At 46.4% G+C, this 16,532-nt stretch carries 9 protein-coding genes; 6 read left to right on the plus strand and 3 right to left on the minus strand.

The window, feature by feature from the left end; genetic code table 11:
• Positions 1-85: 85 nt before the first annotated feature.
• Complete coding sequence (gene hslO / locus NSP_RS04140) at positions 86-991, minus strand: Hsp33 family molecular chaperone HslO (RefSeq protein WP_006197108.1); 906 nt, start codon at positions 989-991, stop codon at positions 86-88.
• Between the two features lie 152 nt (positions 992-1,143).
• Between hslO and NSP_RS04145 the strand changes: the two genes are divergently transcribed.
• Positions 1,144-1,524, plus strand: coding sequence for a hypothetical protein (locus NSP_RS04145; RefSeq protein ID WP_173403331.1), 381 nt, complete (start codon positions 1,144-1,146; stop codon positions 1,522-1,524).
• Between the two features lie 62 nt (positions 1,525-1,586).
• Here NSP_RS04145 and NSP_RS04150 read toward each other — a convergent pair whose 3' ends face one another.
• The gene (locus NSP_RS04150) at positions 1,587-1,943 is read right to left on the minus strand and encodes a universal stress protein (protein WP_231859532.1); all 357 of its coding nucleotides are present in this window, start codon (positions 1,941-1,943) and stop codon (positions 1,587-1,589) included.
• 564 nt (positions 1,944-2,507) lie between these two features.
• Entirely contained in the window at positions 2,508-3,809 is a 1,302-nt protein-coding gene (gene hisD, locus NSP_RS04155) for a histidinol dehydrogenase (protein ID WP_006197111.1), read from the minus strand.
• Positions 3,810-4,756: 947 nt separating this feature from the next.
• Between hisD and rpsT the strand changes: the two genes are divergently transcribed.
• From rpsT to NSP_RS04180, 5 genes are all read left to right on the plus strand, one after another.
• Positions 4,757-5,056 carry a 30S ribosomal protein S20 gene (gene rpsT / locus NSP_RS04160; RefSeq protein WP_173403255.1) on the plus strand — a complete coding sequence of 100 codons (300 nt, stop codon included), beginning with the start codon at positions 4,757-4,759 and terminating at the stop codon, positions 5,054-5,056.
• A gap of 78 nt (positions 5,057-5,134) precedes the next feature.
• Entirely contained in the window at positions 5,135-5,920 is a 786-nt protein-coding gene (locus NSP_RS04165; protein WP_006197113.1) for a TatD family hydrolase, read from the plus strand.
• A 786-nt stretch (positions 5,921-6,706) separates the two neighbouring features.
• Positions 6,707-10,006 (plus strand): DNA-directed RNA polymerase subunit beta, encoded by a 3,300-nt coding sequence (gene rpoB, locus NSP_RS04170; protein WP_006197114.1) that lies wholly within the window; start codon positions 6,707-6,709, stop codon positions 10,004-10,006.
• Between the two features lie 226 nt (positions 10,007-10,232).
• A complete protein-coding gene (locus NSP_RS04175) occupies positions 10,233-12,110 on the plus strand; it encodes a DNA-directed RNA polymerase subunit gamma (protein ID WP_006197115.1) in 1,878 nt (625 codons plus the stop codon).
• 163 nt (positions 12,111-12,273) lie between these two features.
• On the plus strand, positions 12,274-16,332 hold the full coding sequence (locus NSP_RS04180; protein WP_006197116.1) for a DNA-directed RNA polymerase subunit beta'': 4,059 nt from the start codon (positions 12,274-12,276) through the stop codon (positions 16,330-16,332).
• The last annotated feature ends 200 nt before the right edge of the window (positions 16,333-16,532 follow it).

Raw genomic sequence — 16,532 nt, forward strand, 5'->3', positions numbered from 1 at the left:
TTCTCATAATTCAAAAGCCACGGCATAAATATTCTCCGACCACAGATAGCATGAATATTATCATCTTTTCGTATGACTTTATACTTTAACCAGAAACCGAAGATTCAGCTTGTAAATCAACAATTAATTGCGCCAAGTGATTCCTATTTGCTTGATAAACTTCGCCGCAAAACTCACAAATTGCCTCCGCACCATCATCTTTAGTAATCATGTCTTGCAACTCCTCTTTGCCCAGGATTTTTAACGCCCCTAGCACACGGTCAAAAGAACAACCACAGTGGAAGCGCAACATTTGACGTTCGGGAAATACTGACAGACCCATATCCCCTAGTAAATCATCAAAAATTTCTGGCAACGTCTTACCAGCTTGTAACAACGGTGTAAATCCAGACAAACTAGATACCCGTGATTGCAGTGTTTCCACTAGGTCTTCATCCCTAGCAGCTTTCGGCAAAACCTGTACAAGCAAACCTCCAGAAGCAGTTACACCAGTTGCTCCGACGAATACGCCTAAAACCAAAGCCGAAGGTGTTTGTTCAGAACTAACTAAGTAATGAGCCACATCTTCGCCGATTTCCCCCGATATTAGTTCCACCGTACTAGAGTAAGGGTAGCCATAACCGATATCTCGCACCACATAAAGGTAGCCTTTACCAACCGCACCACCAACATCGAGCTTACCTTTTTCATTCGGAGGCAATTCTACAGATGGGTTGGCAACATAACCGCGTACAGTTCCATCCAAACCAGCATCTACCAAAATTCCGCCCAAAGGCCCATCGCCCTTAACTCGGACATTCACCCTCGAACCAGGTCGCTTCATACTAGAAGCCATCAATAAGCCCGCAGCCATACTCCGCCCCAGCGCTGCTGTAGCCACATAAGACAACTTGTGGCGTTGCCGTGCTTCTTCTGTTAAACGATTAGTAATCACACCCACGGCACGAATTCCACCGTCGGCAGCTGTGGCACGAATTAATTGGTCAGCCATGAAAAACCTTACATTTCTTAATAAGTCTACATTCTCTATTCTAAATTCTCATCTAGTAGAAAAACGAGGCTGTGATAGGTGATTGTATTTGCAATACTAGAACTACAATGCAGCAAAAGCCAGACCAGACCTTTAAAGAATTCTTAAAAAAAATGCTGGGTAAATTTCAACAAAGTCAACTACGGATAGAAATCACCGCCTCCGCCAGTGCGATTCGTGACAGTTTGCAAAATCCCGAAAAACTAGCCAAATGGCTGGTGGTCCAAAATTTTACTCCCGGAATGCCAGAAGAACTGCACACCGGCTTTCAGTTTACAACCTGGACAGGGCCAATTTCAATTCATCATCAAGTAGAAGTGGCAAAACCCAACTGTCTTCGTTTGCTCCTCAGTGGAGGTATTGATGGCTTTCATGAATGGTATTGGGGAGAAGGTTGGGTGCAGTCCCGCTTGGAAGGAGTTTCAATGCTACCCCTCAATTTAGGTCAAACCCTGAATTTATTAAGTTTGCGTCAGTTTTTGGCAAGTCAGTAGTAGAGACGCGATTAATCGCCTCTGTACAAGAGAAAGTGATTAATCGCCTCTACAGTCAATACTTAGGATGTTGGTTTTACCACCAAGACCGAACAATTAGCCTGTTCCACTACTTGAGTACTGACAGAACCCAGGACAATTCGCTTCATCCCAACTAACCCGCGACTACCAATTACCACTAAGTCGGCTTTGTAAATATTGGCTAGGCGAATAATTTCCACCGCAGGCTCGCCGCTTACCAATTCTAATTCACTGTTAAATGATAAGTTTTCTTTATACTTTAACAGTAGTTTTTCAATATGGAAATCAGAAGACTTTGAAGATTCTGGATGAGGGCGGTCTGCGGGTAGTTGCATCTCTGACTCTGGTGTGGGAAATACATGACAGAGTATGACTTTGGCATCACTGGTAAATACCAAATCATTTAAAGCTTGAATAACTCGTTCTACTCAGGACTTACGCAATAATTGCCAAAAATCTTGATTTATCGTTCGCGTAGCGTGCGGGAAGCCCATACCGCCTTCGCGTAGCGTATGCCCCCAGGGCTTTAGCCGCCCGCGCGCAGCGATGCCCGCAAGGGCTGTAGAACGCCAAGAAAATGTAGAGTGTGCGTAAGTCCTAAATTACTTGAAACAAGTTTTTGGCAGTTCCTTGGTGATAGCGTATAAAATAGCACTCCGTAAGTAAATTAAGTACATACACAATTAATATTATAAATCTTGTGGGGGAGGGCAAGGACTGCCAGCCCTACAGGCGTGACAAGGCTAAAATAGTGCATTAGATTTCTAAGTTAAATCGCGCTAAAGCGCAACTACGAACATTTTCTATTGCATCATTTTAAGCTTGCCATGCCACTACGTACCTACTCAGATGAAATATGCTATATGTCGCTGTTCCTTTGATGCTACTGCTGTCCAATCTTATATCTGGCCGCTACCGAGTAGCTTTGTCCAATAGTTTATGAAAAAAATTAACATTCTAAATCACTCTTCCTGCTGAATTCTGCGCCTTACTGAATCTTTATGAGACGGTAAGCCCTCGGCTGTTGCTAGCGCATCAATTGCTCCAGCCACTTTTTGCAGTGCAGTAGGTGAGTATTGAATAATACTGGAATGTTTGAGGAAGGTTTCTACTCCTAAAGGTGAAGCATAACGAGCCGCACCGGAAGTTGGCAAGGTGTGGTTAGGCCCTGCTAAATAGTCTCCTACAGCTTCTGGTGTAGAGTAACCCAAGAATATTGCGCCGGCGTGACGAATATCGGAAAGCACAGCCCAAGGATCTTTAACTTCTAACTCTAAATGTTCGGGAGCAAATTCGTTGGAAAATTCGGCTGCTGCTGACAAAGATTCCACAACCACAATTAAGCCATAATGAGCGATCGCTTTTTCTGTGTCTATCCTTCGGGGATGATCCACTAATTGTCTTTCTACAGCTACTTGCACGTTTTTAGCTAAAGCAGTATCCGTAGTCAACAAAATCGCCGCCGCCATTGGATCATGTTCAGCTTGCGCCAACAAGTCCGCCGCCACATTTACCGGATTTGCTGTTTCATCGGCAATAATTAACACTTCACTCGGCCCTGCTAAGGAATCAATGCCGACAGTACCATAAACCAGTTTTTTGGCTAAGGTGACATAAATATTACCAGGGCCAGTAATGACATTTACTTTAGGAATCGTATCTGTACCGTAAGCTAAAGCGGCGATCGCCTGCGCCCCCCCAACACGATAAATTTCTTCTATCCCTGCTTCTTGAGCAGCTACCAAAACAGCTGGGTGAATTGCTTTTCTGACACCAGGAGGTGTTACCATCACCACACGAGGCACACCAGCCACCTTAGCCGGAATAGCATTCATGAGTACAGTACTGGGATAAGCAGCACGACCACCAGGCACATATAAACCCGCACGGTCTACAGGGGTATAGCGTTTACCCACCACCACATCATCATCGCCAAAGTGTACCCAACTTTTCGGGACACGCTGTCGGTGAAATGCTTCAATCTGGCGGCTAGCCAACTGAATCGCCTGGAGTAGCTCTTTCGATACCTGTTGGTAGGCTGCATCCATTTCCGAGCCAGTAACACGCAATTCCTCTGATTTGAGAGTTTGGTTATCGAATTCAGCTGTATAATGCAAAACAGCTTTGTCGCCTTGGCGCTGCACTGCTTGCAATACTTCGCGCACAGTTGCTTCTTTGTGAAGCACGTGTTCATCGTGAGTACGATTACAGATACGTTGTAGTTCTGATACAACGTCTGCCTGCTGAGTAATGATTCGCAGCATGGAGTAAGGATAATGCCAAAATTTAGATTATTCCCGCCTGAGAATCAGTCTTAACTTTTAACCAATGAGGTTGTCGAGCTAACCCTAATTCTCTTCTCTAGCTTAACCTGGATTTTTTTTGATCCTCCCAAGGCTGCCAGCACATGGTTTGCTTGAGAAGGCGACTATAATTCCTCAGTTCGATTTACCTAGTTGGCTCACCCTAGTGGTAAGCTTTGCGGTATACGGCAGGGAGAAGGTGTGCCAATCCTCACTACCCTGACAACCTAACCTGCCCTTCCTGCCGGTTTGCTGGTGACACATATGCATATCCAGTTACCTCGTTCAAGGGGGTGGAATAGAGACTGAGTATAATTTTTATCTGTTTTTCTACTTGAGTCGCTGAAATTTAATTCAAGTAACTTATTTTAACGCATTTTCTCAATCGGTTACACACCAACCGTCATTGGTCATTGGTCATTGGTCATTGGTCATTGGTCATTAGTTATCGTCTTCTGCTATATAAAACCTAGACAAAACTAGACTTTACTTTCTACTTCAACGGGAGCATGGGAGCAGTTATCCCTCAGTAGACTTTCACGCCTTAGCCAGACGCGATTGTGTTCCAATTAAGTTTCTGAAAAAGACTACCACCATCATTGCTTGGTTTTCGCGTCGGCAATAGTCTCAATTCAATACTTGATATCACCGTATTATATATCAAGTAGTTGATTTTTTCCTAAAATATATATTGATTTTTGTCAATATAAGTATAGTTTTGTCTATGAAATTGTCAACTTAGGACTTGCTCCCCCCTGCCCCCTGCACCCTGCCCCCCTGCCTCTTCCTCCCCACTCCCCACTCCCAAAGAAAAACTTTTTTGATAAATTCTGACATTGGCAGGATGAATGCTATATTAGTAAGTCTAGTAGTGTGTGTACATATTAATAGTATTTTTGGAATTGACTGTGGCGAATACAAAATCTGCTCTTAAACGCGCCCAAATCGGAGAACGCAATCGTCTGCGTAACAAAGCTTACAAGTCAGCAGTAAGAACGCTGATGAAAAAATACTTTAGTGCAGTAGATGTCTATGCAGCTAATCCTAACTCAGACTTAGAAAAAGAAGTCCAGGTACGGCTGTCTGAGGCTGTTAGCAAAATTGACAAAGCTGTGAAGCGCGGTGTTCTCCACCCGAATAATGGTGCTAGGAAAAAATCAAGGTTGGCTCGCAAACTCAAGCCACTCGCTCCAGCGTCTGCTGAGTAGTTCAATTGTTCAGTAATCAGTAAATATATCTATGTATATCACTGATTACTGTTTAGGAAATCATGACTGATAACTACAATGCAGTTGATTGATACTCACGTCCATCTCAACTTTGATACATTTGAGCCGGATTTAGCAGCAGTGCGATCGCGATGGCAAGAAGCAGGTGTAGTACGCCTCGTACATTCCTGCGTCGAACCATCAGAATTTTCCAGCATCAAGACCCTAGCGCACCAGTTTCCCGAACTCAGCTTTGCCGTTGGTTTGCATCCCTTAGATGTGGAAAAATGGCACAGCGACACAGCCGCAGAAATTAAATCTTTGGCTAGTTCGGAACCGAAAGTGGTAGCAATTGGGGAAATGGGTATGGATCTTTACAAAGCAGATAACTATGCAGAACAACGCATAGCCTTTGAAGCCCAACTAGCGATCGCCTGTGAACTCAATCTCCCAGTGATTATCCATTGTCGTAATGCAGCCCCAGAAGTTAGGGACATCCTGCAAAAATGGCAGGAAAGCACAGGAGAAACCCCCAGAGGTGTCATGCATTGTTGGGGTGGAACACCAGAGGAAACCCAATGGTTTTTGGACTTAGGCTTCTACATTAGCTTTAGCGGGACAGTAACATTCAAAAACGCTAAAGCTATCCAAGCCTCAGCAGCGATGGTAACAAGCGATCGCCTGCTAGTGGAAACAGACTGTCCCTTTCTGTCTCCAGTACCCAAACGGGGTCAAAAACGCAATGAGCCAGCCTATGTTCGTTATGTAGCAGAACAAGTAGCTCATCTGCGTGGGGAGACATTAGAGTCGATCGCCGCTCAAACCACCCAAAATGCTTGTGAATTATTTCGACTAGCACTATAAAACTTGCTCATCTATGTCCCAGGTAGGTGGTAACAGAAGCTCGCCAAAGTATAGTGCGGAAAAAATAAAACTTTAGGAGGACAAAAATATGCTAGTATTAATCCCTCCAAAACAATTTGAATACGTCATAATAAAAAAGGAAGGAATTATAAACTTTTAAGCTTGATTTTGCACTCTTATCAACTTGATCATCCACCTCATCTCCACAAGCGGATGTTCTGAATTTATGAATGATGCCAGGATTCGACAGTCATCAAGACTTGGGTAAAAAAGCGTCTGTGCTGTATTTAACCTATAGAAAATTGTTAAAAGTAAATTATCTTGTGAGCAAAACCCACCAAAATAAAGCCCTTAGTTACAAATCAGAGCCGACAAAATACACGGCTCTTTCCCTGTGTCTTAGGAGACTACCGTAAGTATAGACGGTGAATTGATGACACAAATAGTCTAGACATATCTAGGCATTCATGAAGCTTCATGGGAGAGGAAGTGAGGAAAGCACAACAAATTCATCAATGTTTCAGCCGAAGACTGTTGAAAAATCAGCATAATATCTGGATTTTAACGCACCTTGAGAGAAAACAAGGGCGATTACCCCCCTTGCCAAAAACTCTCTTTCGGGCTTCAATAGCGGCGTTTGCCTACACCTAGAAATAGCAGATGGCATAAAAAACACAGAAGTTCCCAAATAGTTATGGACACAAGTGAGCGCTGGGAACACGCCAAAAAAAGAGATATAAACAGTGTCCTCACAAAAAGTTTAACCAGGTTGATGAAGGTAAAGGCATGACTACAGATACATATATGGAATCCGCCTTTCTGTTGCCCGATTTGATTGAAATCCAGCGTTCAAGTTTTCGCTGGTTTCTAGAAGAGGGTTTGATAGAAGAACTCAACTCTTTTAGTCCAATTACAGACTACACAGGCAAACTAGAACTGCACTTTTTAGGTAACAACTACAAACTCAAAGAGCCAAAATACAGCGTTGAGGAATCGAAACGGCGGGATAGTACCTATGCTGTACAAATGTATGTACCGACCCGGCTGTTGAACAAAGAAACAGGGGATATCAAAGAACAAGAAGTATTTATTGGGGATCTGCCTTTAATGACAGACCGAGGCACGTTTATTATTAACGGAGCCGAACGGGTAATTGTCAACCAGATAGTGCGATCGCCTGGAGTTTACTACAAATCAGAAATCGATAAAAACGGGCGGCGTACCTATTCAGCTAGCTTAATCCCTAACCGGGGGGCTTGGCTGAAATTTGAAACAGACCGTAACGATTTGGTGTGGGTTCGCATCGACAAAACCCGTAAACTCTCAGCACAGGTACTATTAAAGGCCCTGGGCTTGTCAGATAACGAAATCTTTGATGCTCTGCGCCACCCCGAATATTTCCAAAAAACCATCGAAAAAGAAGGGCAGTTTTCCGAAGAAGAAGCCCTGATGGAGTTGTACCGCAAATTACGTCCGGGTGAACCACCGACAGTATTAGGTGGACAACAGCTATTAGACTCCCGCTTCTTCGACCCCAAACGTTATGACCTCGGTCGCGTTGGTCGTTACAAACTCAACAAAAAATTACGGCTGTCTGTTCCCGACACCATGCGCGTGCTAACTCCTGGGGATATATTGGCAGCAGTAGATTACCTGATTAACCTAGAATACGACATCGGTAATATCGACGATATTGACCACTTAGGTAATCGTCGGGTGAGAAGCGTCGGCGAACTGCTGCAAAACCAAGTGCGAGTCGGCTTAAATCGCTTAGAACGCATCATTCGCGAACGGATGACCGTATCCGATGCCGAAGTTTTAACCCCAGCCTCCTTAGTTAACCCCAAACCATTGGTAGCAGCAATCAAAGAATTCTTTGGTTCTAGCCAATTAAGTCAGTTCATGGATCAAACTAATCCCTTAGCAGAACTGACCCACAAACGCCGTCTCAGCGCCCTTGGCCCTGGTGGTTTAACTCGTGAACGGGCAGGATTTGCCGTGCGAGATATTCACCCTTCTCACTACGGCAGAATCTGCCCCATTGAGACCCCAGAAGGCCCCAACGCTGGTTTGATTGGTTCCTTAGCCACCCATGCGCGAGTCAACCTCTATGGATTTTTAGAAACACCCTTTAGACCAGTAGAAAATGGTCGAGTGCGCTTTGACTTACCGCCGGTCTACATGACAGCCGACGAAGAAGACGATTTGCGGACTGCTACAGGTGACATTCCCTTAGATGAAAATGGCTACATCAAAGGACCACAAGTGCCAGTGCGTTATCGCCAAGACTGGGCTACCACAACCCCTGAACAAGTAGACTACGTAGCAGTATCCCCAGTGCAAATTGTGTCTGTAGCTACCAGCATGATTCCCTTCTTGGAACATGACGACGCTAACCGAGCGCTGATGGGTTCCAATATGCAACGGCAAGCAGTACCCCTGCTCAAGCCAGAGCGTCCCTTGGTAGGTACTGGTTTAGAAGCCCAAGGCGCGAGAGACTCCGGAATGGTGATTGTCTCCCGTACCGATGGTGATGTTACCTATGTCGATGCCACAGAAATTCGTGTTCGTCCCAAAGACGGTAACTCAGAAATTAGATATCGGCTTTCTAAATACCAAAGATCCAACCAAGACACTTGTTTAAATCAAAAACCTCTCGTCCGCATTGGTGAGCGAGTCGTTGCAGGTCAAGTCCTCGCTGATGGTTCATCCACCGAAGGTGGTGAATTAGCCTTGGGTCAAAATATTGTCATCGCTTATATGCCTTGGGAAGGGTATAACTACGAAGACGCGATTTTGATTTCCGAAAAACTGGTACAGGATGATGTCTACACCTCAATTCACATTGAAAAATATGAAATTGAAGCCAGACAAACCAAACTCGGTCCAGAAGAAATCACCAGAGAAATTCCCAACGTCGGCGAAGATGCTCTGCGTCAGTTAGATGAACAGGGAATCATCCGTATCGGTGCTTGGGTAGAAGCTGGAGATATTCTGGTAGGAAAAGTCACACCTAAAGGTGAATCTGACCAACCGCCAGAAGAAAAACTCTTGCGTGCCATATTTGGTGAAAAAGCACGGGATGTGCGAGACAACTCCCTGCGAGTTCCCAACGGTGAAAAAGGACGCGTCGTTGACGTGCGTTTATTTACCCGTGAACAAGGCGATGAATTACCACCAGGAGCCAATATGGTTGTCCGGGTGTATGTCGCCCAGAAGCGCAAAATCCAAGTGGGCGACAAAATGGCAGGTCGCCACGGTAATAAAGGGATTATTTCTCGGATATTACCAGTAGAAGATATGCCTTATTTAGCAGATGGTTCCACCGTGGACATTGTGCTTAACCCCTTGGGTGTACCTAGTCGGATGAACGTCGGACAGGTGTTTGAGTGTATGTTGGGCTGGGCTGCTCATACTTTGGGAGTCCGGTTTAAAATTACTCCCTTTGACGAAATGTATGGGGAAGAGACTTCCCGCAGCATCGTACATGGCAAATTGCAAGAAGCACGAGACGAAACAGGTAAAGACTGGGTATACAACCCAGATAACCCTGGCAAAATTATGGTGTTTGATGGTCGTACAGGCGAACCCTTTGACCGACCAATAACCGTAGGCGTAGCTTATATTCTCAAACTGGTGCATTTGGTGGATGATAAGATCCACGCTCGTTCCACAGGGCCATACTCGCTGGTAACTCAGCAACCCTTGGGTGGTAAAGCCCAACAAGGTGGTCAGCGCTTTGGCGAAATGGAAGTGTGGGCTTTGGAAGCCTTTGGTGCAGCTTACACCTTGCAGGAATTGCTGACAGTCAAATCAGACGATATGCAAGGACGGAATGAAGCGTTAAATGCGATCGTTAAAGGTAAGTCAATTCCCCGACCAGGAACACCGGAGTCCTTTAAGGTGCTAATGCGAGAACTGCAATCATTAGGATTAGACATTGCCGTACACAAGGTAGAAACCCAAACCGATGGTAGTTCCTTAGATGTGGAAGTCGATTTAATGGCAGATCAATCAGCCCGACGCACACCCCCTCGACCAACCTACGAATCTCTCTCCCGTGAATCCCTAGAAGAGGAAGAGTAGGGAGTCGGGGGTATGGGGAGCAGGGGGAAAGAGGCAGGGAGCAGGGGGGAAAATTTCCTAATCCCCAATCCCTCAAATCTAATCCCCAATCCCCAATCCCCAAATTACGAACGCTGATTAAAGGATTGCGCGAATGAGATTATTTGTGATAGCAACAGATGCTCAAATCCGTGAAATCCTTTAATCCGTCTCATCCGTGATCAGAATTAAGAATTACGAATTAATTATGAGACCCGCCCAAACTAATCAGTTTGACTACGTTAAAATCGGCTTGGCATCACCGGAACGCATCAGGCAGTGGGGTGAGCGCACTTTACCTAATGGTCAGCTAGTTGGTGAAGTCACCAAGCCAGAAACAATTAATTACCGGACTCTGAAACCAGAGATGGACGGCTTATTTTGCGAGCGCATCTTTGGCCCAGCTAAAGACTGGGAATGCCATTGTGGTAAATATAAGAGAGTTCGTCACCGTGGTATTGTCTGCGAGCGCTGTGGTGTGGAAGTCACCGAGTCGCGGGTGCGTCGTCACCGCATGGGATACATTAAACTCGCCGCCCCAGTCGCCCACGTTTGGTATCTTAAAGGTATTCCCAGCTACATCTCCATTCTGCTAGATATGCCCTTGCGGGATGTAGAGCAGATAGTCTATTTCAACTCTTATGTTGTCCTGAGTCCTGGTAATGCGGAAACATTAAGTTATAAGCAGCTACTCAGTGAAGACCAATGGTTGGAAATTGAAGACCAAATATATAGTGAAGATTCTCTGTTGCAGGGCGTAGAAGTAGGCATTGGCGCTGAAGCGTTGCTGCGTTTGCTGGCAGATATTAATTTGGAGCAAGAAGCGGAGAACCTGCGCGAAGAAATTGGCAACGCTAAAGGGCAGAAGCGAGCCAAACTAATTAAACGTCTCCGGGTAATAGACAACTTCATCGCCACCGGTTCAAAACCAGAATGGATGGTAATGGCAGTCATTCCCGTAATTCCCCCTGACCTGCGGCCAATGGTACAGCTGGATGGTGGACGGTTTGCTACCAGTGATTTAAATGACTTGTATCGCCGGGTAATTAACCGGAATAATCGTTTGGCACGGTTGCAAGAAATTTTAGCACCAGAGATTATTGTGCGGAACGAAAAGCGGATGCTGCAAGAAGCAGTGGATGCTTTAATTGACAATGGTCGTCGGGGACGCACAGTAGTAGGGGCAAATAACCGACCTCTGAAGTCTTTATCTGACATCATTGAGGGTAAACAAGGACGTTTCCGGCAAAACTTGTTGGGTAAACGGGTTGACTATTCTGGACGTTCTGTAATTGTCGTGGGACCGAAACTGAAAATTCACCAGTGCGGTTTACCCAGAGAAATGGCCATTGAGTTATTTCAACCCTTTGTGATTAATCGCCTGATTCGTAGCGGTATGGTGAATAATATCAAAGCCGCCAAAAAGTTGATTTCTCGCAATGACCCCAGTGTGTGGGATGTCCTAGAAGAGGTGATTGAAGGACACCCGGTGATGCTCAACCGTGCGCCAACTCTGCACCGCTTGGGTATTCAGGCTTTTGAACCGGTTTTGGTGGAAGGACGCGCAATTCAATTACATCCCTTGGTATGTCCAGCCTTTAACGCTGACTTTGACGGCGACCAAATGGCGGTACACGTGCCTCTGTCTCTAGAAAGTCAGGCGGAAGCGCGGTTGTTGATGCTGGCTTCTAATAATGTTTTGTCCCCGGCTACAGGTAGACCAATTATTACACCTAGCCAAGATATGGTTTTGGGAGCATATTACTTAACAGCCGAAAACCCTGCTGCGACTAAGGGTATGGGTAAGTATTATGCCTCAATGGATGACGTAATTATGGCTTTCCAACAAGACCAAGTGGACTTACACGCTTATGTTTACGTGCGGTTTGATGGTGACGTGGAATCGGAAAAACCAGATACAGAGCCGTTGGAAGTCACAGAAAACGTTGATGGAACCCGGACTTTGCTGTATAAGTCTCGCCGCATCAGAGAAGATGCCCAAGGGAATTTAATTTCTCAGTATGTACATACAACACCTGGTCGTGTTATTTACAACAAAGCCATTGAAGAAGCATTAGCAGTTTAAGTGCAAATCAGTTAACAGTTATCAGTTATCAGTTATCAGTCAAGAGACATCGTTGGGTTTAAGTCCTCCAGCAAAAGCTTTGATAATTGTTAACTTTTCACTGTTAACTGTTCACTGTTCACTGTTCACTGATAACTGATAACTGATTAAGGACTAATGATTAATGACTAAGGAAAAGGTAGTTTTTCGCAATCGCGTCGTTGACAAGGGTCAACTGAGAAAGTTAATTTCCTGGGCGTTCACCCATTATGGTACGGCGCGCACGGCGGTAATGGCTGATAAGTTGAAAGAGTTGGGTTTTCGCTATGCTACCAAGGCTGGGGTTTCTATCAGTGTAGATGACTTGATGATTCCGCCCACAAAGCGATCGCTCCTCGAAGCAGCCGAAGAAGAAATTCGCGCCACGGAAACTCGTTATCAACGGGGTGAAATTACTGAAGTGGAACGGTTCCAAAAGGTAATTGATACTTGGAATGGTACGAGTGAGGCACTCAAAGATGAGGTGGTGGTTCACTTTAAGAACACTGACCCTCTGAACTCGGTGTATATGATGGCCTTCTCTGGGGCGCGGGGGAATATCTCTCAAGTGCGGCAGTTGGTGGGGATGCGGGGGCTAATGGCAGACCCCCAAGGGGAAATTATTGACTTACCCATTAAAACCAACTTCCGCGAAGGTCTGACGGTCACCGAATACATTATTTCCTCTTACGGTGCAAGAAAAGGGTTGGTAGATACCGCACTACGCACTGCGGACTCTGGTTATCTCACCCGTCGGCTGGTGGATGTCTCCCAGGATGTGATTATTCGGGAATTTGACTGCGGCACTACCAGAGGAATTCCCGTGCGGGCGATGACCGAAGGCGGCAAAATCTTGATTCCCCTGGCACAACGCCTACTGGGTCGGGTAATTGCTGAAGATGTCATCCATCCCACTACTAAGGAAGTAATTGCACCCCGCAATACTCCGGTTTGTGATGATTTGGCGGCAGAAATTCACAAAGCTGGTGTAACTGAAGTGGTGGCGCGATCGCCTCTGACTTGCGAAGCAGCGCGTTCGGTGTGTCAACACTGCTACGGCTGGAGTTTAGCCCATGCCAAAATGGTAGACTTGGGCGAAGCCGTGGGGATTATTGCCGCCCAAAGTATCGGTGAACCCGGCACACAGTTGACCATGCGGACATTCCACACTGGGGGTGTATTCACCGGGGAAGTAGCCCAGCAAGTGCGTTCTAAAACCGAAGGAACCATTCGTTTACCTCGCAAATTACGCACCAGAACTTATCGCACCCGCCACGGCGAAGATGCGCTGTATGTAGAAGCCAATGGCATCATTAATCTGGAACCGAAAAAAGACGGTTCTGGAGACAAAGAGCATCAAGAAATTCATGTGACTCAAGGTTCCACTTTATATGTCCATGAAGGACAAAAAGTAAAAATCGGGCAGTTACTAGCAGAAGTGGCTCTGGGTGGACGCACAACCCGCACCAATACAGAAAAAGCCGTGAAGGATGTGGCTTCTGATTTGGCTGGGGAAGTGCAGTTTGCCGATGTAGTGCCAGAACAAAAAACAGACCGCCAAGGCAACACTACCACCACAGCCGCAAGGGGTGGCTTGATTTGGGTGCTGTCTGGGGAAGTTTATAATTTGCCTCCTGGTGCGGAATTGGTGGTGAAAAATGGGGACGAAATTGCCGAAAATGGCGTTTTGGCAGAAACCAAGTTAACCAGTGTGCATGGTGGTGTGGTGCGCTTACCCGAAGCTACCCCCGGCAAAAGTACCAGAGAAATTGAAATTATTACCGCTTCTGTGGTTTTAGACCAAGCCACCGTCACTGTGGAAAGTTCCCAAGGGCGTAACCACTATTTAATTACCACTGGCAACAACCAGGTGTTTAACCTGCGGGCTACTCCAGGAACCAAGGTGCAGAATGGTCAGGTGGTGGCGGAGTTGATTGATGAGCGCTATCGCACCAACACCGGCGGCTTTTTGAAGTTCGGGGGTGTGGAAGTTCAGAAAAAAGGCAAAGCCAAGCTGGGTTACGAAATTGTCCAGGGTGGAACTTTGCTGTGGATTCCTGAAGAAACCCACGAAGTGAATAAGGATATTTCCTTGCTGTTGGTGGAAGATGGGCAGTTTGTAGAAGCCGGCACAGAAGTTGTGAAGGATATCTTCTGCCAAAACAGTGGGGTAATTGAAGTCACTCAGAAAAATGACATTCTCCGGGAAGTAGTGGTGAAACCTGGGGAACTGCTGATGGTGGATGACCCAGAGGCGGTAATGGGACGAGATAATACTTTTGTCCAACCTGGGGAGGAGTTTCAAGGGACTGTGGCCACGGAGTTACGCTACATTCAGTATGTGGAATCTCCTGAAGGACCGGCGTTGTTGAGCCGTCCGGTGGTGGAGTTTGCTGTGCCGAATAATCCCGATGTGCCTTCCACTACTTCTATTAGTCAACAAACAGGGCGTTCGATTCAAATGCGGGCGGTGCAACGTCTGCCTTATAAAGATTCCGAACGGGTGAAGTCTGTGGAAGGTGTGGAACTGTTGCGGACTCAGCTGGTGCTGGAAATTGAACAGGATGGCGAACAGGATCATACAGCTTCGCCTTTAGCCGCAGATATTGAGTTGGTGTTAGATGAAGAAAATCCTGATGTGCAGCGCTTGCAGTTGGTGATTTTGGAATCTTTGGTAATTCGTCGCGATATTACCGCCGATGCTACCCAAGGTAGTACCCAAACGAGTTTGGAGGTGGAGGATGGCGACAGCATTGCTCCTGGGGCTGTGGTAGCCCGGACTCAAATTTTGGGTAAGGAAGGCGGTGTTGTGCGGGGTGTGCGTCAAGACTCGGAAGCGGTGCGGCGCTGTTTGGTGTTGCGCGATAGTGACAAGCTGATTATGAATACCAGTGTTTTACCCACGGTGAAGCAGGGTGATTTGTTGGTGGAAGGGGCAGAAATTGCTCCGGGAATCTTCGCTGAGGATTCTGGGCAAGTGTTGTCTGTGAGTAATATTACTCCTAGCTCTGCCACTGGGGAGTCGGCTTTGACTGCTCAACAATATGCCATCAATATCCGCGTCGGTCGCCCTTACCGAGTCAGCCCTGGGGCGGTGTTGCAAATCGAAGATGGGGATTTGGTGCAACGGGGTGATAATTTGGTGTTGTTGGTGTTTGAACGGGCGAAAACTGGGGATATTATCCAAGGTTTGCCCCGGATTGAAGAATTGCTGGAGGCTCGTAAACCCAAGGAGGCGTGTATTTTGGCGCGGCGCTCTGGTGAGCTAAAGGTGGTTTATGGTGATGGGGATGAGGCGATCGCTGCTAAGGTGATGGAATCCAATGGTGTAGTGACAGATTATCCCTTGGGACCTGGGCAGAATTTGATGATGCCGGATGGTTCGATGATTTCGGCGGGTGAACCGTTGAGTGATGGTCCATCGAATCCCCATGAAATTTTGGAGGTGTTCTTTAGTTTGGGTTCGGAGGATGGCGTTTATGCTTGTGCTAGCCATGCTTTGCAAAAGGTGCAGACTTTTTTGGTGAATGAGGTGCAGATGGTGTATCAGTCTCAGGGGATTGATATTTCTGACAAGCACATTGAGGTGATTGTGCGCCAGATGACCAACAAAGTCAGGATTGATGATGGTGGGGATACTACCATGTTGCCTGGGGAGTTGGTGGAACTGCGCCAAGTGGAGCAGGTGAATGAGGCGATGGCGATTACTGGCGGGGCGCGGGCGCAATATACGCCGGTGCTGTTGGGGATTACTAAGGCTTCGTTGAATACTGATAGCTTTATTTCGGCGGCTTCGTTCCAAGAGACTACCAGGGTGCTAACGGAAGCGGCGATTGAGGGTAAGTCTGACTGGCTGCGGGGCTTGAAGGAAAATGTGATTATTGGGCGGTTGATTCCGGCTGGTACTGGTTACAATACCTATGAGGAACCAGGGGCGATTGATGAATATGCGATCGCTGAAGGTAATGGGGTATTGGATGAGGTTGACGATTCTCTGGATATGGTATTGGATGACCGCACAGCCCGCACTTACAATTTAGATTCTCCTGGGTTGGCGGAATCTGGGTTTGGCAAACGCCGCACCGAAAGACCTATTCTGGATGAAGATGATGAATTGATTGCTGATGAAATAAGCGATCTCGTAGATGATGATGATGATGATTACGAGGAAGTAGATGACGAAGAGGATGATTACGATAGCTAGGGTGGCTTAGGCATAGATTAAAGCCAAAAGCTAAAACTTCATAGGTTAAGAGGCAAAAGAAATGATTCTTTTGCCTTTTTACTTTTGACTTGTTTACCCTTAGTGGCGTAGCCATAAATCTCCCCGACTTCTCGTGAGATGCTACCCGAACACGATTCTTTACCTTCTGCGATTCCTGCCATAGCTGACAGAAGTCCCAA

The organism is Nodularia spumigena CCY9414, assembly GCF_000340565.2.
Classification (GTDB): Bacteria; Cyanobacteriota; Cyanobacteriia; order Cyanobacteriales; family Nostocaceae; genus Nodularia; species Nodularia spumigena.

Bases quoted from the DNA above. Each gene is read 5' to 3' on its own strand.
- hslO (WP_006197108.1), bottom strand. From the start codon at position 991: ATGGCTGACCAATTAATTCGTGCCACAGCTGCCGACGGTGGAATTCGT.
- NSP_RS04180 (WP_006197116.1), top strand. From the start codon at position 12,274: ATGACTAAGGAAAAGGTAGTTTTTCGCAATCGCGTCGTTGACAAGGGT.
- NSP_RS04175 (WP_006197115.1), top strand. From the start codon at position 10,233: ATGAGACCCGCCCAAACTAATCAGTTTGACTACGTTAAAATCGGCTTG.
- hisD (WP_006197111.1), bottom strand. From the start codon at position 3,809: ATGCTGCGAATCATTACTCAGCAGGCAGACGTTGTATCAGAACTACAA.
- NSP_RS04165 (WP_006197113.1), top strand. From the start codon at position 5,135: ATGCAGTTGATTGATACTCACGTCCATCTCAACTTTGATACATTTGAG.
- rpoB (WP_006197114.1), top strand. From the start codon at position 6,707: ATGACTACAGATACATATATGGAATCCGCCTTTCTGTTGCCCGATTTG.
- NSP_RS04145 (WP_173403331.1), top strand. From the start codon at position 1,144: ATGCTGGGTAAATTTCAACAAAGTCAACTACGGATAGAAATCACCGCC.